General features: G+C 66.8%; 22 protein-coding genes. 8 read left to right on the top strand and 14 right to left on the bottom strand.

What is annotated here, in order from left to right; all coding sequences use genetic code 11:
* The 8 genes from P1U75_RS11285 to P1U75_RS11320 form a co-directional block, all read right to left on the bottom strand.
* A partial coding sequence (locus P1U75_RS11285) for a ribulose-phosphate 3-epimerase (RefSeq protein WP_300243269.1) occupies positions 1–402 on the bottom strand: 402 nt, incomplete at its 3' end.
* A gap of 61 nt (positions 403–463) precedes the next feature.
* On the bottom strand, positions 464–1,852 hold the full coding sequence (locus tag P1U75_RS11290; protein ID WP_300243271.1) for a ribulose-bisphosphate carboxylase: 1,389 nt from the start codon (positions 1,850–1,852) through the stop codon (positions 464–466).
* Between the two features lie 28 nt (positions 1,853–1,880).
* Positions 1,881–2,963, bottom strand: a complete 1,083-nt coding sequence (gene fba / locus P1U75_RS11295) for a class II fructose-bisphosphate aldolase (RefSeq protein ID WP_300243274.1) — start codon at positions 2,961–2,963, stop codon at positions 1,881–1,883.
* Between the two features lie 16 nt (positions 2,964–2,979).
* A complete protein-coding gene (locus tag P1U75_RS11300; protein WP_300243276.1) occupies positions 2,980–4,188 on the bottom strand; it encodes a phosphoglycerate kinase in 1,209 nt (402 codons plus the stop codon).
* On the bottom strand, positions 4,185–5,186 hold the full coding sequence (gap, locus tag P1U75_RS11305) for a type I glyceraldehyde-3-phosphate dehydrogenase (RefSeq protein WP_300243278.1): 1,002 nt from the start codon (positions 5,184–5,186) through the stop codon (positions 4,185–4,187). The genes P1U75_RS11300 and gap overlap by 4 nt, the downstream gene beginning before the upstream one ends.
* Before the next feature lie 9 nt (positions 5,187–5,195).
* Positions 5,196–7,187 carry a transketolase gene (gene tkt / locus P1U75_RS11310; protein ID WP_300243280.1) on the bottom strand — a complete coding sequence of 664 codons (1,992 nt, stop codon included), beginning with the start codon at positions 7,185–7,187 and terminating at the stop codon, positions 5,196–5,198.
* 10 nt (positions 7,188–7,197) lie between these two features.
* Positions 7,198–8,070, bottom strand: a complete 873-nt coding sequence (locus P1U75_RS11315) for a phosphoribulokinase (protein WP_300243282.1) — start codon at positions 8,068–8,070, stop codon at positions 7,198–7,200.
* 10 nt (positions 8,071–8,080) lie between these two features.
* Positions 8,081–9,070 carry a class 1 fructose-bisphosphatase gene (locus P1U75_RS11320; RefSeq protein ID WP_300243702.1) on the bottom strand — a complete coding sequence of 330 codons (990 nt, stop codon included), beginning with the start codon at positions 9,068–9,070 and terminating at the stop codon, positions 8,081–8,083.
* A gap of 112 nt (positions 9,071–9,182) precedes the next feature.
* Between P1U75_RS11320 and P1U75_RS11325 the strand changes: the two genes are divergently transcribed.
* The 4 genes from P1U75_RS11325 (at position 9,183) to P1U75_RS11340 (ending at position 14,859) form a co-directional block, all read left to right on the top strand.
* A complete protein-coding gene (locus P1U75_RS11325) occupies positions 9,183–10,130 on the top strand; it encodes a LysR family transcriptional regulator (RefSeq protein WP_300243285.1) in 948 nt (315 codons plus the stop codon).
* Between the two features lie 263 nt (positions 10,131–10,393).
* Positions 10,394–10,561: a hemin uptake protein HemP gene (locus P1U75_RS11330; protein WP_300243287.1), complete on the top strand. Its 168-nt coding sequence runs from the start codon at positions 10,394–10,396 to the stop codon at positions 10,559–10,561.
* A 115-nt stretch (positions 10,562–10,676) separates the two neighbouring features.
* On the top strand, positions 10,677–11,657 hold the full coding sequence (locus tag P1U75_RS11335; protein ID WP_300243289.1) for an efflux RND transporter periplasmic adaptor subunit: 981 nt from the start codon (positions 10,677–10,679) through the stop codon (positions 11,655–11,657).
* A complete protein-coding gene (locus tag P1U75_RS11340; protein ID WP_300243291.1) occupies positions 11,650–14,859 on the top strand; it encodes an efflux RND transporter permease subunit in 3,210 nt (1,069 codons plus the stop codon). Before P1U75_RS11335 ends, P1U75_RS11340 begins: the two co-directional genes overlap by 8 nt.
* A gap of 111 nt (positions 14,860–14,970) precedes the next feature.
* On the opposite strand, the gene P1U75_RS11345 is transcribed toward P1U75_RS11340, so the two are convergent.
* From P1U75_RS11345 to P1U75_RS11365, 5 genes are all read right to left on the bottom strand, one after another.
* Positions 14,971–15,834, bottom strand: coding sequence for an NAD(P)-dependent oxidoreductase (locus P1U75_RS11345; RefSeq protein WP_300243293.1), 864 nt, complete (start codon positions 15,832–15,834; stop codon positions 14,971–14,973).
* Between the two features lie 111 nt (positions 15,835–15,945).
* Positions 15,946–16,707, bottom strand: a complete 762-nt coding sequence (locus P1U75_RS11350) for an SDR family NAD(P)-dependent oxidoreductase (protein WP_300243295.1) — start codon at positions 16,705–16,707, stop codon at positions 15,946–15,948.
* The gene (locus P1U75_RS11355) at positions 16,704–17,642 is read right to left on the bottom strand and encodes an SDR family oxidoreductase (protein ID WP_300243298.1); all 939 of its coding nucleotides are present in this window, start codon (positions 17,640–17,642) and stop codon (positions 16,704–16,706) included. Before P1U75_RS11355 ends, P1U75_RS11350 begins: the two co-directional genes overlap by 4 nt.
* Complete coding sequence (locus P1U75_RS11360; RefSeq protein WP_300243301.1) at positions 17,639–18,541, bottom strand: bile acid:sodium symporter family protein; 903 nt, start codon at positions 18,539–18,541, stop codon at positions 17,639–17,641. The genes P1U75_RS11355 and P1U75_RS11360 overlap by 4 nt, the downstream gene beginning before the upstream one ends.
* Complete coding sequence (locus tag P1U75_RS11365; RefSeq protein ID WP_300243303.1) at positions 18,538–19,857, bottom strand: NAD(P)-binding domain-containing protein; 1,320 nt, start codon at positions 19,855–19,857, stop codon at positions 18,538–18,540. Before P1U75_RS11365 ends, P1U75_RS11360 begins: the two co-directional genes overlap by 4 nt.
* A 77-nt stretch (positions 19,858–19,934) precedes the next feature.
* Here P1U75_RS11365 and P1U75_RS11370 point away from each other — a divergent pair, with 77 nt between their 5' ends.
* From P1U75_RS11370 to P1U75_RS11385, 4 genes are all read left to right on the top strand, one after another.
* On the top strand, positions 19,935–20,591 hold the full coding sequence (locus P1U75_RS11370) for a TetR/AcrR family transcriptional regulator (protein ID WP_300243306.1): 657 nt from the start codon (positions 19,935–19,937) through the stop codon (positions 20,589–20,591).
* A gap of 111 nt (positions 20,592–20,702) precedes the next feature.
* Positions 20,703–21,860: an acyl-CoA dehydrogenase family protein gene (locus tag P1U75_RS11375; RefSeq protein ID WP_300243309.1), complete on the top strand. Its 1,158-nt coding sequence runs from the start codon at positions 20,703–20,705 to the stop codon at positions 21,858–21,860.
* Between the two features lie 153 nt (positions 21,861–22,013).
* Positions 22,014–24,197, top strand: a complete 2,184-nt coding sequence (locus P1U75_RS11380) for an alpha-ketoacid dehydrogenase subunit alpha/beta (protein WP_300243312.1) — start codon at positions 22,014–22,016, stop codon at positions 24,195–24,197.
* Entirely contained in the window at positions 24,194–25,468 is a 1,275-nt protein-coding gene (locus tag P1U75_RS11385) for an FAD-binding oxidoreductase (RefSeq protein WP_300243316.1), read from the top strand. Before P1U75_RS11380 ends, P1U75_RS11385 begins: the two co-directional genes overlap by 4 nt.
* 10 nt (positions 25,469–25,478) lie before the next feature.
* Here the strand turns inward: P1U75_RS11385 and P1U75_RS11390 are convergent, their stop codons facing one another.
* Entirely contained in the window at positions 25,479–26,309 is an 831-nt protein-coding gene (locus tag P1U75_RS11390) for a 3-keto-5-aminohexanoate cleavage protein (RefSeq protein WP_300243319.1), read from the bottom strand.
* Positions 26,310–26,462 lie beyond the last annotated feature (153 nt).

Consider the following 26,462-nt stretch of genomic DNA (forward strand, 5'->3'; position numbering starts at 1 on the left):
CATGTCGAGCAGGTATTCGACGGCAGAGGCCGGCGTGCCGGGGTTCAGCGCCAGCCCGGCCTTGCAGCCCGCCGCCCGGATCGCCTGCAGGGTGCGGTGGGGGTGCGGTCCGGCCTCGAAATGGGCGGTGATCACATCGGCCCCGGCCCCGGCATAGGCCTCGATATAGGGATCGACCGGGGCGATCATCAGGTGCACGTCCATCACGGTTTTCACATGCGGTCGGAAGGCTTTGACGGCCGGCGGGCCGAAGGTGAGGTTGGGCACGAAATGGCCGTCCATCACGTCGACGTGGACCCAGTCGGCGCCCTGGTCCTCGATGGCGTGGATCTCGCGCCCGAAGTTGGCGAAATCGGCGGACAGGATCGACGGCGCGATCTTGATGGAACGGTCGAAGGTCATCTTCGGGCTCTCCTAATTGGCGCGTCAGTGGTCGGGGGCGGCGCGGCCGCCCCCGGCGGGATCAGGCGGCAGAGTTCAGCCGCAGCGCCTTGCGCCAGTCGGGGAAGAGCTCGTCAGCGTCCTTCGGGAAGCTTTCGAAGGCGCGGGCAAATTCCTTGTGATCCTTGGCGAACTCCAGCGGATCGGCGCCCTCTTTCCAGCATTGCTCCGCCTGCCGCAGCGAGATGGCCCCGGCCGCCGCGCCGTCGATATGTCCGAACGAGCCGCCGCCGGCGGTCATCACCAGGTTGGAGTGGCCGAGGTTCTGGAAAAATCCCGGCATCCGCAGCGCGTTCATGCCGCCCGAGATGATCGGCGTGGTCGGCGCCATGCCCTGCCAGTCTTGATGGAAATAGGGGCCGTCGGCGCTGTCTTCGGTGATCATGTAGGCGATGGCGCGGTCGCTGGCCTCGCCCTCCATCTTGCCGAAGCCCATGGTGCCGACGTGAATGCCCGAGGCCCCCTGCATCCGCGCCATCTTCGACAGAACGAAGGCGGTATAACCGCGCTTGGCCTGCGGCGAGGTGACGGCGCCGTGACCGGCGCGGTGGTAATGCAGGTACTGGTTGGGAAAACCGCGCCGCGCGGTGGTGATCGCCGCCGGGCCGGTGACATAGCCATCCACCAGGAAGGCGACGTGATCGGCGTTCTCGCCGAAGGTCTCCAGTATGAATTCGCCGCGCGCCATCATTTCAAAGTGATCGTCCGCGGTGATGTTGGCCGAAAACAATTTGGCTTCGCCGGTCTTGTCCTGGGCGCGCTTCATCGCGTCGGCGACCAGCGGAATAGTCTCGCGCAGCGGCGCGAACAGCTGGTTGCCCTGCGGTTCGTCGTTCTTGATGAAATCGCCGCCCAGCCAGAAATCATAACAGGCATCGGCAAAGGGTTTGGGCCTCAGGCCGAGCTTGGGCTTGATGATGGTGCCGACGATGAAACCGCCGTCCACATGGGGCCGTCCCAGCACCCGCCACAGATCGCTGATCGTGGTCGAGGGGCCGTCGAACAGCCGCAGGTAGGCGGGCGGCACGTAGAAATCGTGAAGCTTGGCGTATTCGACATCGCCCATGCCCTGGTTGTTGCCGATCGCCAGCGTCAGGAACGAACAGATCATCGCCCGCCCGTCGATGATGTTGCGATCGAACAGCTCGACCGGATAGGCGATCTTCGTCAGCTCGTTGGCTTCGTCGGTCTCATAGACCAGCGCATCGACGCCGCGGGTGAAATCGTCGGTGGTGGAGACGTCCACATTGGTGCCGGTCGAGCTTTCGGCGGCGAAATGCGCTGCGGTGGCGAGATAGGAGCCAAAGCCGGGTTTTGGCTTCATGATATAGGCCACCAAGACATGCTGGCCTCCGGCAATCAGGTCGGCCTCCTTGAGGTCCAGGCGGGCGTAGCGGTTAGATTGGTCCATTTGCGTTTCCTCCTTGAGATCCCGGGTGTTATTCGGCCGCCCGGGTCACGGCGATTTGCGGGTCAAGCGCGCCTGCGGCATAGCGGGCGGCCATATCGTCCATCGGGACGGGTTTGATGCGGGCCGCGTGGCCAGAGGTGCCGAAGCGGTCGAACCGGTCGGCGCAGAGCGTCTCGAGCGCCTCCATCGCCGGGATCATGAATTTGCGCGGATCGAACTCGGCAGTTTTCTCGGCGGCCACCTTGCGGAACTGGCCGGTCATCGCCATCCGGCAATCGGTGTCGATATTGACCTTGCGCACGCCCATCTTGATGCCGCGCTCGATCTCCTCGACCGGCACGCCGTAGGTCTGGGGCATGTCGCCGCCATAGGCGTTGATGATGTCCTGCAACTCCTGCGGGACCGAGCTGCTGCCGTGCATCACCAGGTGGGTGTCGGGCAGTTTCTCGTGAATCGCGGCGATGGTCTTCATTGACAGGATATCGCCATCCGGCTTGCGGCTGAACTTGTAGGCGCCGTGGCTGGTGCCGCAGGCGATGGCGAGCGCGTCGCACTTGGTGCGCATCACGAAATCCACCGCCTGGTCGGGATCGGTCAGCAACTGGTCCTGGCTCAGCTTGCCGACCGCGCCGGAGCCGTCCTCTTCGCCGGCCTCGCCGGTCTCCAGGCTGCCCAGCACGCCCAGTTCGCCTTCGACCGAGGCGCCGACGGCATGGGCGGCGGATGTCACGCGGGCGGTGATGTCGACGTTGTAGTCGTAGCTCGCCGGGGTCTTCATGTCCGCTTCCAGCGAGCCGTCCATCATCACGGAGGTGAATCCGTGGCGGATCGCGGTGAGGCAGGTGGCGTCGTTGTTGCCGTGGTCCTGGTGCATCACGATGGGGATGTCGGGAAACATCTCGGCCAGCGCCTGCACCATGTGGCGCAGCATGATGTCGCCCGCGTAAGAGCGCGCGCCGCGGCTGGCCTGCAGGATCACCGGCGCGTCGCATTTTTCCGCCGCGCGCAGGATCGCCAGACCCTGTTCCATGTTGTTGATGTTGAAGGCGGGAACGCCGTATCCGTGTTCCGCCGCGTGATCCAGCAATTGCCGGAGCGTAATCAGTGCCATTTCGGGCCTCCTTGCCTCATGCGGCTGCGGCGGCGCCGTTCAGCGCCGCGATACCGGGGAGCGTTCTGCCCTCCAGCCATTCCAGGAATGCCCCACCGGCGGTGGAGACATAGGTGAAATCTTGGGTGACGCCCGCCGCGTTCAGCGCCGCGACGGTATCGCCGCCACCGGCCACGCTGACCGCGTGCCCCTGCCGGGTACGTTCGGCGGCGCTGCGGGCCAATTCCACGGTGGCCACGTCGAAGGGCGGGATTTCAAAGGCGCCCAACGGGCCGTTCCACAGGATCGTTCGTGCGCCAGAGAGCACCGTCTGGAACGCGGCCAGCGCCTTCGGCCCGGCATCGAGGATCATCGCGTCAGCGGGGCAATCGCCGGCTGCCACGACAAGGCTGTCGGCCCCGGCGCGGAACTCCCGCGCCACGACAACGTCTTGCGGCAGGTGAAGCGAGCATCCCGCCTTGTCGGCCAGCCGACGGATCTCGCGCACGGTCTCGACCTGGTCGGCCTCGTGCAGCGATTTGCCCATCGGCGCGCCATCGGCAAAAAGGAAGGTGTTGGCCATGCCGCCGCCGATGATCACCGCGTCGAGCCGCTGGACCAGGTGTTTCAGCACCGCGATCTTGGTCGAGACCTTGGCGCCGCCGACAATCGCCACCGAGGGCCGCCGGGGCGCGTCAAGCGCGGCGCCGAGGGCGGCGAGCTCTTCGACCAGGAGCGGCCCTGCGGCGGCGGGGAGGAGACGGGCCAGAGCCTCGGTCGAGGCATGCGCGCGGTGAGCGCTGGAAAACGCGTCGTTCACATAGATGTCGCCCAGCCGGGCCAGCTGCGCGGCGAAGCCCGGGTCATTTTCGGTCTCGCCCGGGTTGAGGCGCAGGTTCTCGCAGAGCAGCGCCTCACCATTTGCAAGCTGCTGCGACAGGATCACGGCGGAGTCGTCGGCGCAGACATCGGAAAACCGCACCGGCACGCCGAGCGCCTCGGCCAGTGCCGGGCGGAACTTGTCCACCGAGAAGCTGGAGTTCAGCTCGTTCGGCTCGGGGCGTCCGAAATGGGTCAGGATCACCAGCCGCGCGCCGCGCGCCAAGAGCGGACGCATGCCGGCCGCGAACCGGTCGATCCGGGTGGTATCGGTGATTTGCCCGCCTTCGGTCGGCACGTTCAGATCGGCCCGAACCACCAACCGTTTGCCGGTCACGTCCATGTCGGAGATATGCGCGATGCTCATTTCACCAGCCCCATGTGGACCGCGTTGTCGGCCATGCGGCAGGAGAACCCCCATTCGTTGTCGTACCAGGCCATCACCCGGACCAGCGATCCGTCGATGACGCGGGTCTGGTCGGCGGCGAAGTTGCACGAATGGGTTTCATGGTTGTAATCGACCGAAACCTTGGGCTCGGTCTCGTAGCTCATGATGCCGCGCATCGGGCCCTGGGCCGCCTCGGCGATGATTGCGTTGACCTCCTCCACCGTCACCGATCTGCCGGGGCGGAATGTCAGATCGACGGCCGAGACATTGGGCGTGGGCACCCGGATCGCGGAGCCGTCGAGCTTGCCCTTGAGGTCCGGCAGAACCTCGCCGATCGCCTTGGCGGCGCCGGTGCTGGTGGGAATCAGAGACATGGCGGCGGCGCGGGCGCGGTAGAGGTCGGAATGCCGCCGGTCCAGCGTCGGCTGATCGCCGGTATAGGAATGCACCGTGGTCATGATGCCCTGTTCGATGCCCACCGCGTCGTTCAACGCCTTGGCCATCGGGGCCAGGCAATTGGTGGTGCAGGACCCGTTGGAGACGACGATTTCCGAGGGCTTCAGATCGCGGTGGTTGACGCCGAACACCATGGTCTTGTCGGCGCCTTTCGCGGGGGCCGAGACGAGGACCTTTTTCGCGCCCTGGCCCAGGTGCACGGCTGCGGCATCGCGGGAGTTGAACTGGCCCGAGCATTCCAGCACCACGTCGACGCCGGACCAGTCAAGATCAGTGGGGTCATAGGTCGAGAACACCCGCATCGGCCCGTGGCCCACGTCCATCGTGGCCCCGTCGATGCGGATCTCGCCGGGAAAACGGCCATGCACGCTGTCGTATTTCAGCAGATGCGCGGCGGTCTCGATCGGGCCGGTGGCGTTGAGCTTGACGACCTCGATGTCGTTCCGTCCGCTCTCGGCGATGGCGCTCAGGGTGCACCTGCCTATTCGGCCAAAGCCGTTGATTGCAACTTTGATTGTCATATCAACCTCTTAGCTTGTCATCTCGCGCGCTTTGGCGGCGGTGTGGGCGGCGGTTATGCCGAAATGTTCGTAAAGCTCGGGCGCCGGGGCCGAGGCCCCGAAGCCGGTCATGCCGATGAACCCGTCCTCCGGGCGCAGCAGGCTGTCCCAGCCTTGCCGGATGGCGGCCTCGATCCCGATGCGGGGGGCGGTGCCCAGCACCGAAAGGCGATAGGCGGCGTCCTGGTGGGCGAACAGTTCGAAGCAGGGGGCGGAGACCACGGCGGTCTTGATGCCCTCGGCCTTCAGCGCATCGGCGGCGGCACAGGCGATCTCCACCTCCGAGCCGGTGGCGATCAGGGTGATGTCGCGGTCCCCCTCCACCTCGCGCAGCACATAGGCGCCGCGTGCAGTCAGGTTTTCCGCGACATGCTCGGTGCGCAGGGTCGGGAGGCCCTGCCGCGACAGGCAAAGCACGCTGGGGGTGCTGTGGCTCATCGCGGCCAGTTCCCACATCTCGGCGGTTTCCACCGCGTCGGCGGGGCGAAAGACGTTCAGGTTCGGCATCGCGCGCAAGGACGCGATGGTCTCGACCGGCTGGTGGGTCGGGCCATCCTCACCCAGCCCGATGCTGTCGTGGGTCATCACGTAGACCACCGGGCGTTGCATCAGCGCCGAGAGGCGGATCGCCGGGCGGCAGTAGTCCGCGAAGGCCAGGAAGGTGCCGCCATAAGGCAGGAAGCCACCATGCAGCGAAATACCGTTCATCGCCGCCGCCATGCCATGCTCGCGGATGCCGTAATGGATGTAATCCCCGCCGTAGGCGCCGCGGCTGACCGGGGTCATGCCCTTGGTGCGGGTGTTGTTCGAACCCGTCAGGTCGGCCGAACCGCCGATGGAATTGGGCAGGGTCGCGTTGACCACCTCAAGCGCCATTTCGCTGGCCTTGCGGGTGGCCACCTTGGGCGCCTCGGCCGAAAGCCGGGCCTTGTAGGCTGTGATCGCGGTGTTGAGCGCATCGGCATCGGGGGCGGCAAGCGAGGTGGTGAAATCGGCGGATTTCGGGCTGGCTTCGAGTCGGGCCTGCCACTCTGCGCGGGCCTCGGCGCCACGGACGGCGATGGCGTGCCAGGCATCATAAACGTCTTGCAGGATCTCGAACGGCGGGTGGGGCCAGCCCAGCGCGGCCCGGGTCGCCGCGATCTCCTCTTCGCCCAGCGGCGCGCCATGGGTGGCCGCGGTGCCCTGCTTGTTCGGCGCGCCGAACCCGATCACCGTCTTGCAGGCGATCAGCGAGGGGCGGGCATCGGCGCGCGCGGCCTCGATCGCGGCGGCAATGGCCCCCTTGTCGTGCCCGTCCACCGCCTGCACCTGCCAGCCGGCGGCGGCAAACCGCGCCTGCTGATCGGTGGAGGTGGAGATTTCGGTCGACCCGTCGATGGTGATGCCGTTGTCGTCCCAGAACAGGATCAGCCGGCCCAGACCCATGTGGCCGGCCATGTCGATCGCCTCGTGGCTGATCCCCTCCATCAGGCAGCCATCTCCGGCAATCACATAGGTGTAATGGTCGACCAGATCGTCCCCGAACCGCGCGTTGTGCATCCGCTCGGCCAGCGCCATGCCGACGGCGGTGGCCAACCCCTGACCCAGCGGGCCGGTGGTGGTCTCGATCCCCTTGGCATGGCCGTATTCGGGGTGCCCGGCGGTGCGATAGCCCATCTGCCGGAAATTGCGGATCTGCTCCATGTCCATGTCGTCATAGCCCAGCAGGTGATGGATCGCGTAAACCAGCATCGAGCCGTGCCCCGCGCTCATCACGAAACGGTCGCGGTCGGGCCAGCTGTGGTCGGCCGGGTCGAGCGTGACAAAGCGGTTGAACAGCACCGTCGCCACATCCGCCATGCCCATCGGCGCGCCCGGGTGGCCGGAGTTGGCAGCCTGCACCGCGTCCATCGCCAGCGCGCGGATCGCGTTGGCCATCATGTCTTCGGTTCCTGCAGAGATCTGGGCTTGCTGGTTCATGATATCCTCCTCAGGCGCGTTTGGACTCGCTCACCAGACGGTGAACCATCGGGGTGAAGATCAACTGCATCGCCAGATCCATCTTGCCGCCCGGGATGACGATCGAGTTGGCGCGGGTCATCCAGCTGCCCTCGATCATCGAGGTGAGATAGGGGAAATCGATCCCGCGCGGGTTCTTGAACCGGATCACCACCAGGCTTTCGTCGGCGGTGGGAATCCAGCGGGCGCAGAACGGGTTCGAGGTGTCGACCACGGGCACACGCTGGAAATTCACGTCCGTCTCGACGAATTGCGGGCAGATGCAATGCACATAGGCGTGCATCCGGCGCAGGATGGTGTCGGTCACCGCCTCGGTCGAGTAACCGCGGCTGGCCTTGTCGCGGTGGATTTTCTGGGTCCATTCCAGGTTGATCACCGGCACCACCCCGATCTTGAGGTCGGCGAACTCGGCGATATTGACCTCGTCATTGACAACCGCCCCGTGCAGCCCCTCGTAGAACAGCAGGTCGGAAGGGTCGGAGAAGGCCTTCCATTGGGTGAAATTGCCGGGCTCGGCGCCCCAGCGCTCGGCCTCGATCTCGTCATGGACATAGTGGCGGGTTTCGCCCTTGCCGGTCTCGCCGTAGGTGCGGAACACCTCCTCCAGCTTGCCCAACTCGTTGGCGTCATAGCTGAAATGGCTGAAGGTGTCTTCGCCGGCCGCCTTGTGCTTTTCCAACTCGGCCTTCATCGAGGCGCGGTCAAAGCGATGGAACGCGTCGCCCTCGATCGAGACCGCCTCGATCCCCTCGCGGCGAAAGATCTGGTCGAAGGTGGTCTTGACCGTGGTGGTTCCCGCCCCGGAGGAGCCGGTCACCGAAATGATGGGGTGTTTCTTGGACATTGAGTCTCCTTCAGGCGCGGAACAACCCGCGTTTGCCGAACAGGGCCGAAACCTCTTGTTCGGGCAGGTCATGGTAGGCGGTGACGCGATCGACCTTGTCGGGGGTGCCGAAAACCAGCGGCGTGCGCGCGTGCAGCTGGTTGGGGGACTGATCCAGAAGCGGATCGCGGCCCGTGGTGGCCCGCCCGCCGGCCTGTTCGACCAGCATGGCGATGGGCGCGCATTCATAGACCATGCGCAGCCGCCCGTGTTCATAGCCTGGGCGCCCGTCGGAGGGATAAAGGAAAATACCGCCGCGCGACAGGATGCGGTGGGTTTCCGCCACCAGCGAGGCGACCCAGCGCATGTTGAAATTCTTGGCGCGTGGTCCTTCGTCGCCCTGCAGGCAGTCGTCGATATAGGCCCGCACCGGCTTCGACCAGTGGCGGTAGTTCGAGGCGTTGATGGCGAATTCCGAGGATTGCTCGGGGATCGTCAGCTTGCCGCCGGACTGGTGGAACAGGCCGTCTTTCGGGTCGCGCACGAAGGTCAGAACACCGTCTCCGAAGGTGACCACGAGGGCAGTCATCGGGCCGTAAACGAAGTAACCGGCGGCGATCTGCTCGCGCCCCGAACGCAGGAAGCTTTCCTCGGCCCCGTCCTGGGCCGGGCGGATCGAGAAAATCGTCCCGATCGAGACGTTCACATCGATGTTGGAGGAGCCGTCGAGCGGGTCGATCGCCAGAGCCAGTTGGCCGTCGGGGTCGATGGGCTCGACCGTGTCCCGCTCTTCCGAGGCATACCAGCGGACGCCGGTGCCGGGGAGGGCGGCGGCAAAGGCCTCGTCCGCCATCACGTCCAGCGCCTTTTGGTTGTCGCCGTCGGTGTTGCTGCCGACCTCTGCACCCAGCGCGCCGCCGAGCGGGCCGCGCGCGATGGTCAGCGCCAGTTCCGACGCGACCCGGCACAGGGCCTGCATCGGGGCCTCCAGCTGCGCCGGGACAAGCCCGGCGGGGGCGATCAGGTTGTTCTCTTGTGTCAAGGCGTTCTCCTCCGTCCTCGGAACGATTGTTATCTGGGTTTCGGTATTATAATGAATTTAAAACTTGTGAAGCTGGATTAGATTTTTCTGAATGAAGCGCCTCAACTCCATTACATTCAAGCAGTTGCGTGCGTTGGGCGCGGTCTGCGAATTCGGCGCCATCAGCACGGCCGCCGAGATGTTATCGCTCACGCCTCCGGCGGTGCACAGCCAGCTTCGCGCACTAGAGGAGAATTTCGGCTGCGCCCTGGTGACGCGGACCTCGGGGGGATTCGCCCCGACCGAGGCGGGAACGGCACTTCTGGCTGCCTTTCGGACCGCTCAGGCGGCATTGGAACGGGCGGTGCGCCAGATCGATACATTGGGCAAGGGGTTGTCGGGAACGGTCGTGTTGGGGGTCGTCAGTACCGCCAAATACTACGCGCCGCGCCTGGTGGCCCTGCTGGGGCAGGAGTTTCCCGATATCGACGTGGTGCTCCGCATCGGCAACCGCGCGCGGATCATCCAGATGATCGAAACCGGCGATCTCGACCTCGTCATCATGGGCCGTCCGCCGCGGGTGCCGGCGGTGGTGGCGCGGTCCATCGCGGAACACCCGCATCTGCTGGTGGCGCCGCCGGGTCACCCGCTGACCCGGCTGGAGAAGGTCACACCGGACGATATCCTGTCGCAGCGGTTCGTGATGCGTGAAGAGGGCTCGGGAACCCGCATCCTGACCATGCGGTTCCTCGACGAGATCGGAGAGGGGCGCGAGTTCGCCTATACCGAGATGGAATCGAACGAGACCATCAAGCAGGCGGTCGCGGCCGGGCTGGGTGTGGCGATCCTGTCGGGACACACGATCCATGAAGAGTTGAAGTCGGGCCGGCTGGTGACGATCCCCGCCCAACGCCTGCCGATCATCCGGCATTGGTTCGTGCTGCACGGCGCCAACCAGGACCTGTCTCAGCCGGCGGTGCGGGTGATGGACTGGATCGTCGCCAATCCCGACCGGTTCCTGCCCGGAGGCGCGCGGGTGAAATCGGAAAACGCTAAATGACTTGTCTTGACAAACATTATAGTTTTACTCAGGAATAGGAAGGTACAGCCAACCCGCGTCGTGCCGGGCGAGCCATCCGCACAACACGGGACGAAAACGATGCGCCAGTTGGCACCCCCCGCCTGTTTGTCGGCGCGCCCAATGGGCTGCGCCCCGCGCACGCTGGATGACGTCTGGACCGTTCTTTTCGAGATCGGCCTTTGGCCCGGTCTGTCCGTGGATGCGGTGATCGACAGACTTGAGACAGAGACGAGGACAAACCGATGACATTTTACAGCCCCGACACCCGAACCGATCGAGCCGAGGCCGTGCTGCCCGCCCACCGCGCCGAGGAGCTGACTGGCGGCGGAAACCTGGCCCATATCGCCCTGGGCGACCAGGTCTACACCCTGCGCATCACCCGGGCTGGCAAGCTGATCCTCACCAAATAGCCCCTCAGCCACCGCCGCCACGCTTTCGCGCGGCTCTGACGCAGGGCCACGGGATTGCAAAATATTCCTTGGTATGCATCTGTGTCCTGCGATGTGGCGGTAGCGAGGATTGGTCATGCGGACATTCATTTTGGCGACGGCACTGGCGGTTCTGGGGCCGGTCCTGGGGTCTGCGGCGCCGGAACAGGTCGCCGAATGGCGCGAGGTCACCGAATGGAAGGCCGTGTTCGGTCGCGTCGAGGCGCGGGACTTGATCCCCGCCCGGTCGCGCATCGGTGGCACACTGGTTTCGGTCGATGTGACCGAGGGCAGCACCGTCACCGAGGGGCAGCAAATCGCCGACATCTACGACCCCAAGCTGAACCTGCAACTCGACTCGGTTCAGGGTCAGGTCGATGCGCTGCTGTCGCAGCTTGAAAATGCCAAGACCGAACTGAAGCGCGGCGAGGATCTGCTGGAGCGCGGCGTCACCACTGCGCAGCGGCTTGACGCGCTGCGCACCCAGGTCGAGGTGCTGCAAAACCAGATCGAGGCGACCCGCGCCCAGAAACGCGTGATCGAACAGCAGGCCGCCGAAGGGGCGGTTCTGGCCCCGATTGCCGGCAAGGTGATCGATGTGCCGGTGACCCGCGGCGCTGTCGTGATGCCGGGCGAGGTGATCGCGCAGATCGGCGGCGGCGGCTTCTTCCTGCGCCTCGCGGTGCCGGAACGGCACGCCGGCTACCTGCGCGAAGGGCTGGAGATCCGCATCGGCGCCGATGGTCAAAGCCAGCCCGGGCGCCTGGCCAAGGTCTATCCGCAGATCGAGAACGGCCGCGTCATTGCCGATGTCGAGGTCGAGGGGATGAGCAGCGAGTTCGTCAACGCTCGCGTGCTGGTCAGCCTGCCGGTCGGCCGGCGGATGGCACTGCTGGTCCCGGCCGAGCGGGTGGAGACCCGCATGGGGCTTGATTTCATTACTGTGCGCGGCCCCGGCGGCGACCCGGTGGACCGCGCCGTGGTGGTGGGTGAAACCCATCCCGTCGATGGCACCCTGATGGCCGAAATCCTGAGCGGCCTTGCAGCAGGCGATGTTCTGGTGGACAGCCATGAGTGAGGCCAAGGACAAACCCGGCGCACTCGGCATCGCCGGCAGCCTGACCCGCAGCTTCATCCGCTCGCCGCTGACGCCGCTGATGATCCTCGCTGCGCTGGCGGTGGGGCTGGTGGCCCTGGTCAGCCTGCCGCGCGAGGAAGAGCCGCAGATTTCCGTGCCGCTGGTCGACATCCACATCCAGGCGCCGGGTCTGCGCGCCGAGGATGCGGTCAAGCTGGTGACCGAGCCGATGGAAACCATCGTCAAGGGAATCAACGGGGTCGAACACGTCTATTCCCAGTCGATGGACGATTACGCCATGGTCACCGCCCGGTTCCTGGTGGGCACCTCGTCCGACGCGGCGATCCTGCGCGTGCACGACAAGGTGCGCGGCAACTTCGACCGGATCCCGGTGGGCATCGACGAGCCGCTGATCGTCGGACGCGGGATCGACGACGTGGCCATCGTGGCGCTGACGCTGACGCCCAAGGCGGGCGCCGAGGCGATGACCGCCAACGACCTGACCCGCGTCGCGCGCGAGCTTCAGGTCGAGATGGCCAAGATCCAGGACGTCGGCCTGACCTACCTCGTCGGCGAAAGCCCCGAGGCGATCCGCATCGCCCCCGATCCCGATCGCCTGGCGCTGTTCGGGGTGACCTTGCAGCAACTCGCCGGAAAGGTGGAGGCGGCCAACCGGGCCTTTGCCATCGGCACCGTGCGGGACGACGGCGCGCAGATCCCACTGGTGGCGGGTGAAACCCTGCGCGCCCCGGCCGAGATCGGCAACCTGCTGCTTACCGCGCGCGACGGTCGCCCGGTCTATGTGCGCGACGTGGCCGACATCAGTTTTGTTCCCGACACCTCGGACAAGATCGTCTCGAACCTCACCCGCGGGGAGGATGGCAGCATCCGCCGCACCCCCGCCGTGACCCTGGCCGTGGCCAAGCGCGCCGGCGCCAACGCCGTCGTGGTGGCCGAACAGGTGCTGCACCGGGTGCTCCTGCTGGAGGATAGCCTGATCCCCGAGAACGTGGCGGTCGAGGTCACCCGCGATTATGGCGAAACCGCCAATGAGAAGGCCAACGAGCTGCTGTTCCACCTCGGGCTGGCGACGATCTCGATCGTGGCGCTGGTGCTGTTCGCCATCGGCTGGCGCGAAAGCATCGTGGTGGCGGTGGTGATCCCGGTGACCATCCTGCTCACCCTCTTTGCCGCCTGGATCATGGGCTACACGCTGAACCGGGTGTCGCTCTTCGCGCTGATCTTCTCGATCGGCATCCTCGTGGACGACGCCATCGTGGTGATCGAGAACATCGCGCGCCACTGGGGCATGCCGGACAAGGCCGACCGCGCCACCAAGGCGGTTCGCGCCGTGGCCGAGGTCGGAAACCCCACCATCGTCGCCACGCTGACCGTGGTGGCGGCGCTGTTACCGATGCTCTTCGTTTCCGGCCTGATGGGCCCCTACATGAGCCCGATCCCCGCCAATGCCTCGGCGGCGATGATCTTCTCCTTCTTCGTCGCGGTCATCATCACCCCCTGGCTGATGCTCAAGATCGCCGGCGGCGCGCCGCTGCATCATGACGAGGCGGGCGGCCATGGCGGTCGGCTGGGGAAACTCTATGCCACCGTGGCGCGGCCGATCCTCAAGACGCGCTGGCGCTCGGGGCTGTTCCTGCTGATTGCCGCCGGGCTGAGCTTTGGCTCGATGGCGGCCTTCTACACCAAGGACGTGACGGTCAAACTGCTGCCCTTCGATAACAAGTCCGAGCTTTCGGTGGTGATCGACCTGCCCGAGGGCTCCTCGGTCGAGGCGACCGATTCGGTGGCGCAGGACGTCGCCCGCGCGGTACTCGACCTGCCCGAGGTGATCTCGATCCAGACCCATGCGGGCGCGGCGGCACCGTTCAACTTCAACGGGCTGGTGCGCCATTACTACCTGCGCGAAAAGCCCGAGCTGGGCGACGTGCAGATCAACCTGCTGCCCAAGGCCGAGCGGGATCGCACCAGCCACGACATCGCGCTGGAAATCCGCGAGCGGATCACCGCGCTGGACGTGCCGCCGGGCACCAGCCTGAAAACGGTCGAGCCGCCCCCCGGCCCGCCGGTGATCGCCACCCTTCTGGCCGAGGTCTACGGTCCCGATGCCGACGCCCGGCGCGAGGCGGCGCGTCGGATCCGCGCCGCCTTCGAAGAGGTTCCTTTCGTCGTCGATGTGGACGACAACTTCGGCGAACGCAGCCGCCGCCTGCGCGCGACGATCTCCTCTGACCAGCTGGAGTTCTTCGGCGTGCAGGAATCGGATGTCTTCTCGACCATGGCGATCCTGAACGGCGGCACCACGGTGGGCTATTCCCACCGCGGCGAGGGGCGCCGCCCGATCCCGATCCGGGTCGAGCGGGGCCGTGACCAGCGCGTCATGGACGAGACCTTTCTGACAACGCCGATCCCGGCCAATGTGCTGCCCGGCGCGCGTGGGGTAGTCGAACTGGGCGACGTGATCGAGATCCGCGAAGAGCATGCCTCTTTCCCGATCTTCCGCCACAACGGGCGCGCCGCCACCATGGTGATGGCCGAGCTTGCCGGCAGTTTCGAGGCACCGCTCTACGGCATGCTGGCGGTCGCCGAGAAGCTGGATGCGATGGACTGGCCCGAGGGCACGAAACCCGTGATCGCGCTGAACGGCCAACCCGAGGACGAAAGCCACGTCACCCTGCTCTGGGACGGCGAGTGGGAGGTCACCTGGGTCACCTTCCGCGACATGGGCGCGGCCTTTGCCGTGGCGCTGCTGGGCATCTACATCCTGGTGGTGGCACAATTCGGCAGCTTCCGTCTGCCGCTGGTGATTCTCACGCCGATCCCGCTGACCTTCCTCGGCATCATCGGCGGTCACTGGCTGTTCTCGGCGCCGTTCTCGGCCACCTCGATGATCGGTTTCATCGCGCTGGCCGGCATCATCGTGCGCAACTCGATCCTGCTGGTGGATTTCATCCGGCACGAGGGCGGCCCGGACATCCCGCTGATCGACACGCTGATCGCGGCCGGGTCCATCCGGTTCAAGCCGATCCTGCTGACCGCCATCGCGGCAATGATCGGCGCGGTGGTGATCCTGGCCGACCCGATCTTTCAGGGGCTGGCGATCTCGCTGCTGTTCGGGCTGCTCAGCTCGACCTTGCTGACGGTGCTGGTGATCCCGGCGATCTACCGGGTGTTCAAGGGCTGATCCGAGGCGCTTCGGGGGGCTCTCCGGCCCCCCGACCTGCCGGTCATTTTCTGGCTGAAAATACTCCCGCCGGAGGCCTGCGCCCAAGGCGCAGTTCCGCAGGGTCAGCGCCTATTTCAGCCGCTTGATCAGGCTGGAGGTGTCCCAGCGCCCGCCGCCCATGGCCTGCACATCCTTGTAGAACTGGTCGACCAGCGCGGTGATGGGCAGGCTGGCGCCGATCTCGTCGGCGGTATCCAGGCAGATCCCCAGATCCTTGCGCATCCAGTCGACCGCAAAGCCATAGTCGAACTTGTCGTCGATCATGGTCTCGTGCCGGTTCGCCATCTGCCACGACCCGGCCGCGCCGCCGGCGATCACCTCGACCACCGCGCGGCCGTCAAGCCCGGCCTTCTGGGCGAAATTGACCCCCTCGCTCAGCGCCTGCACCAGCCCGGCGATGCAGATCTGGTTGACCATCTTGGTCAATTGCCCGGCGCCGCTCTCGCCCAGCCGCTTGATGGAGCGGCCATAGGCCTGCATCACCGGCTCGGCGGCATCGTATTGTTCCGCATCGCCGCCGCACATGATCGACAGCACCCCGTTCTCGGCCCCGGCCTGACCGCCGGAAACCGGCGCATCGACAAAGCCCAGCCCGGCGGGTTTGGCCAAAGCGTACATTTCGGTGGTGACTTTGGACGATACCGTGGTGTGATCGACGAAGATCGCGCCGCGTTCCATCCCGGCAAAGGCGCCGTCCTCGCCGGTGCAGACCGCGCGCAGGTCGTCGTCGTTGCCGACGCAGGCCATGACGAAATCGGCGCCTGCCGCCGCCTCGCGCGGGGTGGCGGCCATGGCGCCGCCGTGCTCGGCGACCCATTTCTCGGCCTTGGCCGGGGTGCGGTTGTAGACCGTCACCTCATGGCCCGCCTTTGCCAGATGCCCGGCCATCGGGTAGCCCATCACGCCCAGCCCCAGAAACGCAACCTTCGCCATTCTCTCGTCCTTTCGCTTGTCCTGTCATCGGGCCGCGCCCGCTTGCCCGCGACCTTAGCCGCCCGGCCAGGGATCGGAAAGCCCGCCGGCGACGGCGCGTCCGCCGGGCCGTTACCTCCCGCCGATGTTGCGCTCCATCAGCTTCTGGAACAGGCGCGGCGACAGCCGGTTGATCCGCCAGGCCAGCCGCGCCACGCGGCCGACGGGGATGAAATCGCGGCGACGCTCCAGCCCGCGCAGGATCTCCGCCGCCGCCTGATCCGGCGTCATGTAGTCCATCCCGTCGCCGGCCGAGCCGGGGCGGGCGATGCCGTCGTCGCCGCGCTCCGGCTTGCCGATGTTGGTGGCCACGAAGGACGGCGCGGCGATGGCGACATGCACGCCATGCGCGCGCTCCTCGGATCGCAGCGAGGAAAAGAACCCCTCCAGCGCATGTTTCGAGGCGGCATAGGCGGTGCGTTGATAGAGCGGCGAGAACCCGGCGACCGAGGAGATCGCCAGGTGGGTGCCGCGCGCCTTGCGTACCGGGGCCAGCAGGGCGCGGGCCATTTCCACGGCGGCGAAATAGTTGATCTCGAACACCCGCCGATGGCTGGCGGCATCGGTCGCGTCGAATGCCCCGATCTGGGTCACGCCGGCGTTGTAGATCGCAAGGTCGACCGCGCCGCCACTCCACTCCGTCACCCGCGCCAAGGCATGGGTCAGGCTGCCCCTGTCGGTCAGGTCGCAGGCGAGGGGGAGTTGCGTGGCGCTCTCTTCCAGCCCCTCGGTGCGGAGATCGAGCAGCGCGACGGCCCAGCCCCCGGCCTGCAATCGCGCCGACAAGGCGCGGCCCAATCCCCCGGCGCCGCCGGAAATCACCGCGTACCTCATAGCCCCGCCCATGTTTTCCAAAGCTCGAAGGTCTCCGCGCTGGTCTTCTCCGGCACATAGCCGAATTCCCGTTTCAGCGCGTCATTGGCCAGCACCGGGCGGTATTGCAGGAACCGCACCTGTTCCGGTCCATAGCGCGACAGGCCCAGCGGGTGGGCAATCGTCAGCGCCGCCTTGAGCGCCCAGGCCGGCAGGCGCAGCACCGGCTTGCCCAGCCGCCCGGCGATCTCGGACATTCCCAGTGCGCCGTCACCGGCCACGTTGTAGATCCCCGCCGGTCCATCGGTGGCCGCGCGCAGCAGGATGCGGGCCAGGTCGCGGGTCCAGATGAAGACAAAGGGGCTGTCGCTGCCCTTGATCGTCAAGAGCCGCGTCTTGCGAAACAGCGCGGTGATCTGGTTGTCGGTGCCTTGCCCCAGCACCGTGCCGACGCGCAGTACCACCTGTTCCAGCTCCGGATGGGTGCGACGGGTCTCGGCCAGCATCTCCTCGACCTGCCGCTTGTGGTCTGAATAGGGGAACTCCGGGTTGCCGCGCACCGGGTCGCTTTCGCGCAGCCAGGCCGGGTTGTCGGCGTGATAGCCATAAGCCGCGCCCGAGGAGGTGACCACCAGCCGCCGGGTTCCGGCCGCCAGAGCCGCGGCGAGAACCTTTTTCGTGCCTTCCACGTCCACCCGGTGGGCTAAGGCGCGTCCCGATCCCGGCGGCGGCGTGACGATCGAGGCCAGGTGCACGATCACCTCGGGCCTTTCCACCCCGATCACCTGGGCGGGGTCGTCGGTGGTCACGTCCATGCGGGCGAAGCGCGCGGTCGCGGGCAGCGCGGCGGGTTCGGCAAGGTCGGTGGCGATGACCTCATGGCCTGATCCGGCCAGTTCGGCCAGCAGCGCCCGCCCGACCATGCCGCCTGCGCCGGTGATCAGGATGCGGCTCATCGCGCCGCCTCGGTCCGGGCCATCAGCGCGGCCAGCGCGATGCCCGAGATCGCATGCCAGATGCCCCAGAATGCCGCGACCACTGCCATCCCGCCCAGACCCCCGAAGAAGGCAAAGATCAGCACCAGCCCAAGGCCGGAGTTCTGGATTCCGGTCTCGATGGTGACCGCGCGGCGATTGAAGGGGGACAGCCGGGCCAGAGTGGCCACGGTCCAGCCGCCCCCCAATGCCAGGGCGTTGTGCAGGATCACAAGACCCGCAACCGCCCCGGCATACCCCAGGAAGAAATCCCAGTTCGCCGCCAGCGCCAGCACGATGAAGGCGAAGAAGATCGTCATCGACAGCACCTGTAGTGGCCGATGCAGCCGCGCCGTGAGCTGCGGGCGACGCATGTTCAACTGCACCCCGAGCACCAGCGGCAGCACCAGCATCAGCCCCACGGTGATCGCCACCTGCACCGGGTCGATGGCGGTTTCGCGCAGGATGTCGCGGGTGGGCCCGTAAAGCCCGCCCCAGAGCGCGATGTTGACCGGCGTCAGCAGGATCGCTCCCACCGTGGCAAAGGCGGTCATCGACACCGACAGCGCGGCATTGCCCCCCGCGCGATGGGTGATGAAGTTGGAGATATTGCCGCCCGGACAGGCCGCGACCAGGATCAGCCCCAGCGCGATCGAGGGGCGCGGCTGGGTCGCCAGGATCATCAGATAGGTCAGGACGGGCAGCACGAGGAACTGTGAAAAAAGGCCGATTATCAGCGGCTTGGGGGCGCGGCGCAGGCGTTGGAAATCCTCGGGCTTCAGGTCGATGGCGATGGAGAACATCACCACCGCAAGGATCGCGTTCAGCAGCGTCAGCGAGGCGGGGCTGAAATTCAGCGTGATCTCGTCGATGCCACTCATGCCGCTTGTCCCCGCTTGAGCCGGGCGATCCAGCCGGTGACCGCTTTGCGATAGGTGGCCTTGTCGACGTAATAGGCCATGCGGGGAAGATCGAGGTAGGCCATACCGCCGGTCGCACGGTCGAACCCTTTCGCCTTTTCCCGTTGCAGCGTCTTTGCCTCGGTGGTGCCGTCGCGCAGCCCGGCGATATAGCGTGCCACCATCTCGGCCTGTTCGTGGCGTCCCTGCCACCCCAGCCCGCTGGCCTCGACCATGCCCAGCACGAAAAGGTCGTCGCGGGTGGGGTGCATGGCATTGAGGTAGAGATGCGGCGCGTCGCCTTGCCAGTTCAGCAGCGCGGCATCGATGAAGGGGTAATGCAGCTTGTAGCCGGTGGCGGCGACGATCATGTCATAATCGCGCGCCGAACCGTCGGCGAAATGTACGGTTTTCCCCTCGAAACGTACGATGTCGGGCCGGATCGCAAGATCGCCATGCCCGGCGTGGTGCATCACCAGCGAGTTGACCACCGGGTGGCTCTCGTAAAGCTGGTAGTCGGGTTTCGGAAATCCATACCGCTGCGGATCGCCGACGAACCATTTCAGGATCAGCCCGTCGATCCGCCGCTTGAGCCACATCGGCAGTTTGATCAGCCCGCCCATGGTGTCGGCGGGTTTGCCAAAGACGTATTTCGGCACGAAGTAATAGCCGCGCCGCATCGACAGGTCGCAGCTTTGCCCGTGGTGGATCGCGTCCACCGCGATGTCGCAGCCCGAGTTTCCGGCGCCGATGATCAGCACCCGCTTGCTGTCGAACTGGCTGGCGCTGCGATAGCCGGAGGAATGGATCAACGCACCGTCGAACTGGCCGGGAAACTCCGGCATGTTGGGTTCCGACAGGGTGCCGTTGGCGATCAGCACGCCGGCGAAAACCTCGTCGTGTGTGCCCTCGGCGTCGCTCCATGAGACACGCCAGCCCTCGCCGGACCCGCCGAGCGGCTCGACCTTGGTCACCTCGGCGCCGAAATGGTAGTGGCGGTAGAGATCGAATGCCCTAGCGAAATCGCGGAAGTACTGTTTCAGTTCCCGGTGCGAAGGATAGTCAGCGACCCCTTCGCGCATCGGGAAATCGGTGAACTCGGTCATCGTTTTGGACGAGATCAGATGGGCGCTGTCGTACATCGTCGATTTCGGCCCGTCGATGTCCCACAGCCCGCCCACGTCCGAATGCAATTCGAACCCCTGGAACGGGATGTCCTGTTCGGCCAGAACCTTGGCCGCGGCCAATCCCATCGGTCCGGCCCCGATAAGGGCGAACCTGTCGCGCGTTTCCGTCATGTTTCCTCCCTGCGTTGTGCTTATATTGAACATGTGTATAAAATAACGCAATATGCATTTGCATGAAGGAGGGGTGAATGGGAAAAGTCGTGGAAGAACAACGCCAAAGGGCCCCCTCAAAGCGGTCATTGCAGACCCGGAGCCGCATTCTTGACGCGGCGGAAAGGATCTTTGCCCAGCGCGGTTTCGACGCTGCGACGATTCGCGACATCGCGACGGCGGCCGGGGTGCAGGCGGGGCTGGTGCACCACCACGGCGGCGGCAAGGCGGCGCTGTTTCACCAGACCGTGGCGCGCCGCGCCGAGGAACTGTCGCGCCTGCGGCTGGAGGCGCTGGAGGCGCGCCGGGCGGCGGGGCCGATGGCGCTGCGCGACGTGGTCGCCTGTTTCCTGGGACCTTATGTCGAAAGGGCGCGGGATGGTGGACCGCAATGGCTGGCCTATGCGCGGCTGGTGGCGCAGGTCTCGGCCGATCCGCGCTGGCGCGCACTGGCGGCGGAGTGGTTCGACCCGACGGCGGGTCGTTTCATCGACGAGATCGCCGCGCTGTACCCCGATGCGTCGCGCCAGGCGGTGGCCTCAGGCTTCGTCTATTCCGTCGCGGCGATGCTGGCGCATGTCACCTCGGGCTGGCGGGTCGGGGCGCTGGCGGGCGAAGCGGCGGGTGAAATTCAGGCGGAGGACCTGGTGGCGTTCTGCTCGGCGGGGATCGAGGCGGCGTTGCGCCCGCTTTGACGTAGCGGCAGGACGGCGGGGACGTTGCGTAGTGCGCCCTCGCGCGGATTGCGTTTGACCGGCCACGGCCTAGGATCGCGGACGAAATCGCATTTCCGGGAGGAACGGATCATGAGCCTGATCACAAAGACATCCGTCTGGGCGCAGGAAGAACACGGCCTGTTCGCCGACAGCGTCGGCCGCTTTTACGATGATGAACTGGTGCCGAACATCGACCGTTGGGTCGATCAGGGCATGGTCGACCGCGCCTTCTGGACCAGGGCCGGGGAGGCCGGGATCATGGGCGGCGCGATCGCCGAGGAGTTGGGCGGCTCCGGCGGCGGCATCGGGTTTGACGCCGTCACCGTCTATGAGCAGGGCGCGCGCGGCGACAGCGGCTGGGGCTTTTCGATCCAGTCCATCGTGATGCACTACCTGGTCAGCTTTGCCACCGAGGAGCAGAAGGCGCGCTGGCTGCCGAAACTGGTCTCGGGCGAGATGGTGGCGGCCATCGCGATGACCGAGCCGGGCACCGGATCGGATCTGCAGGCAGTGCGGACGACGGCGGAGAAGGACGGCAATTCCTACCGGCTGAACGGCTCCAAGACCTTCATCACCAACGGTCATACTGCCGACCTGATCATCGTGGTGGCCAAGACCGACAAGGCGGCGGGCGCCAGGGGCGTGTCGCTGATCGCGCTGGAGACCGAGGGCGCCGAGGGCTTCCGCCGGGGCCGCAACCTCAAGAAGCTGGGGATGAAGGCCAACGACACCGCCGAGCTGTTCTTCGAGGACGTCAAGGTGCCGATGACCAACCTTCTGGGCAGCGAGGAGGGGCAGGGGTTTTATCAGTTGATGAAACAACTCCCGTGGGAACGGCTGCTGATCGCGCTGAGTGCGCTGGGGGTAATCGATTTCGCCATCGCCGAGACGGTGAAATACGTGCAGGAGCGCAAGGCCTTCGGCCAGCGGGTGATGGATTTCCAGAATACCCGCTTCAAGCTGGCCGAGATGAAGACCAAGGCCGAACTGCTGCGCAGTTTCGTCAACGATTGCATTACCCGGCTGGAGGCGGGCGAGTTGGACGCCGCCACCGCCTCGATGGCGAAATACTGGGGCTCGCAGACCCAGAACGAGGTGGTGCATGAATGCCTGCAGCTCTTTGGCGGCTATGGCTACATGATGGAGTATCCCATCGCGCGGCTTTACGCCGACAGCCGGGTGCAGATGATCTATGGCGGCACCAACGAGATCATGAAGGAGCTGATCGCGCGCTCGCTTGACGTGTGAGCCGCGTGCGGCGGGCGTCGGAGCCTCCGGCGGGAGTATTTGGCACGAGAAGAAGGGAGCGTCGCCACGCAGGGCGGCGCTTCTGCGCTTTTCTCCGCTCCGATCTTGTGGTGATGTGCCCGGCGCAGGACAGCGACAGCAGAAGGGCCAGCCATGGATCGCGCCGAGATCGTTCACCGCAATTTCCTAAGACGGGTGGCTGCGCGGGATTTCCCGCAAGGGGCGCTGCCGCGCCCGGGGCTGTCGGACCCGGCGGCGGTGTCGTTGTTTCGCGCGCAATGCCTGAGCCGGGCGCTGGACCGCACCAGCCGGGCGATGCAGAAGGCGGGGCAAGGGTTTTACACCATCGGCTCCTCGGGGCATGAGGGGATGGCGGCAGTGGCCCATGCTCTGCGCCCCGATGACATCGCGTTCCTGCATTACCGCGATGCCGCGTTCCAGATTGCCCGGGCCGACCAGGTGCCGGGGCAGGACATGGCGTGGGACATGCTGCTGTCGTTCGCCTGTTCGTCGGAGGATCCGATCAGCGGTGGGCGACACAAGGTGCTGGGCTCGAAACGGCTCATGATCCCGCCGCAGACCTCGACCATCGCCAGCCACCTGCCCAAGGCGGTGGGGGCGGCCTATGCGTTGGGGCTGGCGCGGCGGCGACCGCCCGAGCATCGCGCGCTGCCCGAAGACGGGATCGCCGTCTGTTCCTTCGGCGATGCCTCGGCCAATCATTCCACCGCGCAGGGGGCGATCAACACCGCCGGCTGGACCGCGGTGCAGGGCGGGCCGTTGCCGCTCTTGTTTGTGTGCGAGGACAACGGCATCGGCATCTCGGTGAAGACGCCGAAGGGGTGGATCGCGGCCTCGATGGCGCAGCGGCCGGGGGTAAAATACTTCGCCGCCGACGGGCTGGACCTTTACGAGACCTTTGCCGTGGCGCGGGAGGCGGCGGACTATGTGCGCCAGCGGCGCAAGCCGGCGTTCCTGCATCTGCGCACCGTGCGGCTTTACGGTCATGCGGGGGCGGATGTTCCGACCGCCTATCTGAGCCGCGAGGAGGTCGAGGCGGAGGAGGCCAACGATCCGCTGCTGCATTCGGTGCGGCTGCTGGATCAGGCTGGGGCGCTGGACCCCGATGCGGCCTTGGCGATCTACGAGGAAACCTGCGCCCGTGTCGCGGCGCGGGCGGACGAGGCGGCGGCGCGGCCGCACCTGCGGACGGCCCCGGAGGTGATGGCGAGCATCGTGCCGCCGACACGGGTTTGCGCGCCCTCGAACGGGCCGTCGGAGGCGGCGCGGGCAGCGGTCTTTGGCGCCGATCTGAAGGCGCGGGACGAGCCACAGATCCTGTCACGGCAGATCAACTGGGCGCTGAGCGACCTGATGCTGGAGTACGGCGAGATCGTGCTGATGGGCGAGGACGTGGGCCGCAAGGGCGGGGTTTACGGGGTGACGCAGAAGCTGGTCGGGCGGTTCGGGCCGGACCGGGTGGTGGATACGCTGCTGGACGAGCAATCGATCCTCGGGCTGGCGATCGGTCTGGCGCACAACGGGTTTCTCCCCATCCCCGAGATCCAGTTCCTGGCCTATCTGCACAATGCCGAGGACCAGATCCGCGGCGAGGCCGCGACGCTGCCGTTCTTCTCGGACGGGCAGTTCACCAACCCGATGGTGATCCGGATCGCCGGGCTGGGATACCAGAAGGGGTTCGGCGGGCATTTCCACAACGACAACTCGCTGGCGGTGCTGCGCGACATTCCCGGGGTGATCCTGGCCTGTCCCTCGACCGGCGCCGACGCGGCGATGATGCTGCGCGAATGCATGCGGCTGGCGCGGGAGGAAAACCGCGTGGTGGTGTTCCTCGAACCCATCGCGCTTTACCCGATGCGGGATCTGCACGAGGCGGGTGATGGCGGCTGGATGACGCCCTATCCCGCCCCGGATGCGCGGATCGCGCTGGGCGAGGTCGGGGTGCATGGGACCGGCAGCGACCTGGCCATCGTGACCTATGGCAACGGGCATTACCTGTCGCGGCAGGCGCTGCCGGAGATCGCGGCGGCCGGGATGGCGGCGCGGGTGATCGACCTGCGCTGGCTGGCGCCCCTGCCCGAGGCGGCGCTGCTGGAGGCGGTCAAGGGCTGCGGCAAGGTGCTGGTGGTGGATGAGTGCCGCCGTTCCGGCAATATCTCCGAGGCGCTGATGACGCTGTTCGCCGAACAGGGCATCGCGGCGGCGCGGCTGACCGCAGAGGACAGCTTCATCGCCACCGGCCCGGCCTATGCCGCGACGATGCCGTCGCGTGCGGGCATCGTGGCCGCTGCGCGCGAACTGGCGGGCCGCGCATGAGCGGGGCGGAACAGGGGCTCTGGGCGCAGAGCTGCGTCGAGGCGGTGCAGGCGCCGCCGCTGGAGGGCGATGTCGGGGCCGACCTGGTGGTGATCGGCGGCGGGTTCACCGGCGTTTCGGCGGCCTTGCACGCGGCCCAGACCGGCGCCGGGGTGCGCCTGCTCGAGGCGCGGGATATCGGCCACGGCGGCTCGGGGCGCAACGTGGGGCTGGTCAATGCCGGGCTGTGGTCGCCGCCGGACGAGATCCGCGCCCAGATGGGGCAGTCGGCGGGCGACCGGCTGATCGCGGCGCTGGCGGGCGCGCCGGAGCTGGTGTTCTCGCTGATCGGGCAGCATGGCATCGCCTGCGAACCGGTGCGCGCTGGCACGCTGCATTGCGCCCATTCGGCCGCCGGCATGGCGGATCTACGGCGGCGGTTCACCCAGTTGCGCGCCAGCGGCGCGCCGGTGGAGTTGTTGCCGCACGATGACGCGGTGCGCCGGATCGGGTCGGAGGCCTATCACGGGGCGCTGTTCGATCCGCGTGCGGGCACGGTGCAGCCGCTGGCCTATGCGCGCGGGCTGGCGCGCGCGGCGGCGGAGGCGGGTGCGCATCTGCACGGGCGAACCCCGGCGCAGGCGGTGCGCCGCGAGGCCGGGCTGTGGCATGTGGAGACCCCCGGCGGCACGGTGCGGGCGCGGGCGCTGCTCTTGGCGACCAATGCCTATCACCTTGGCTGCGCCGGTCTGCCGGCACCCTCCTACACGGCGGTGCATTTCTTCCAGCTGGCCACCGCGCCCCTGCCCGAGGCGCTGCGCGCACAGATCCTGCCGGCGGGCGAGGGCGGCTGGGACACCGGGCTGATCATGACCTCGTTCCGGATGGATGCCGCCGGGCGTCTGGTGATCGGAGCGATGGGGGATCTGGGTCATCCGGGCGGCGCGCTGCATCGCGGTTGGGCCGGGCGGGCGCTGGCCCGGCTGTTCCCGGCGCTGGCAGGGCAGGCGCTGGAGCAGGCCTGGTGCGGGCGCATCGCGATGACCGCCGATCACCTGCCGAAGGTGGTGCGCCTGGGGGCGGCGGGCCTGAGCGTGTTCGGCTATTCCGGGCGCGGGATCGGGCCCGGCACGCTCTTTGGTCGCGACCTGGCGGCGGCGCTGTTGAGCGACGATGAGGGCCAATTGCCGGTGCCGGTGATCGCAGGCTACGGCGAGCGGTTCACAGGGCTGCGGCAGGCGTTCTTCGAGAGCGGTGCCGCGCTCACGCATCTGGTCGGCGCGCGGCGCTAGGTCCGGCGCGTCAGGCCGGGCGCAACCCGAGGATCTCGCGCGCCTGTGCCGGGGTGGCGACGGGGCGGTCGTATTTGGCGCAGAGATCGGCGGCGCGGGCGATTAGCGCGGCGTTGGACGGTGCCAGCCTGTCGCGGTCGAGGCGGATGTTGTCCTCGAGCCCGGCGCGGGTGTGGCCGCCGGCGGCAATGGCCCATTCGTTGACCACGATCTGGTTCGGGCCGATCCCGGCGGCGCACCATTCGGCCCCCGGCGCGCGGGCTGCCATCACATGGGCGTAGAAATCGAACACCTCGCGGTCGGCGGGCATGGCGTTTTTCACCCCCATGACGAATTGCACGTACAGCTTGCCGAAAAGCCGGTGCTCGCCGCTCATGCGGATCGCGTGCAGGATGTGCGAGAGGTCGAAAGCCTCGATCTCCGGCGTGATCTCATGTTTGATCATCTCCTCCGACAGCCAGGCGACCAGATCGGGCGGGTTCTCATAGACGCGGGTCGGGAAATTGTTCGACCCCACCGAGAGCGAGGCCATGTCGGGACGCAAGGAAAGCATGCCGCCGCGCGTCCGGCCGGCGCCGGAGCGGCCGCCGGTGGAGAACTGGACGATGACGCCGGGGCAGTGCTTTTCCAGTCCCTCTTTCAGCCGCGCGAATTTTTCCGGGTCCGAGCTGGGGGTGCCGTCGTCGTTGCGCACATGGGCGTGGATGATGCTGGCCCCGGCCTCGACCGCCGCGTGGCTGCTTTCGATCTGTTCCGGCACGGTGATCGGCACCGCCGGGTTGTCGGCCTTGGTCGGCACGCTGCCGGTGATCGCGCAGCACAGGATGCAGGGTCTGGTCATTCTCGAACCTTTCGCGGGGCGGGACGGGGATTTGCCCAAACTATATTCCCTGCGCTTACATGCAATGGGCCAGCCACCCGCGACCGGGTGCGGCGGACGGTTGCGCCTTTGGCCCGGGCTGCCTAGGCTGCGCATCGAGCTTCATCACAGGAC

This window comes from Antarcticimicrobium sp. (genome assembly GCF_029212575.1).
GTDB lineage: Bacteria > Pseudomonadota > Alphaproteobacteria > Rhodobacterales > Rhodobacteraceae > Antarcticimicrobium.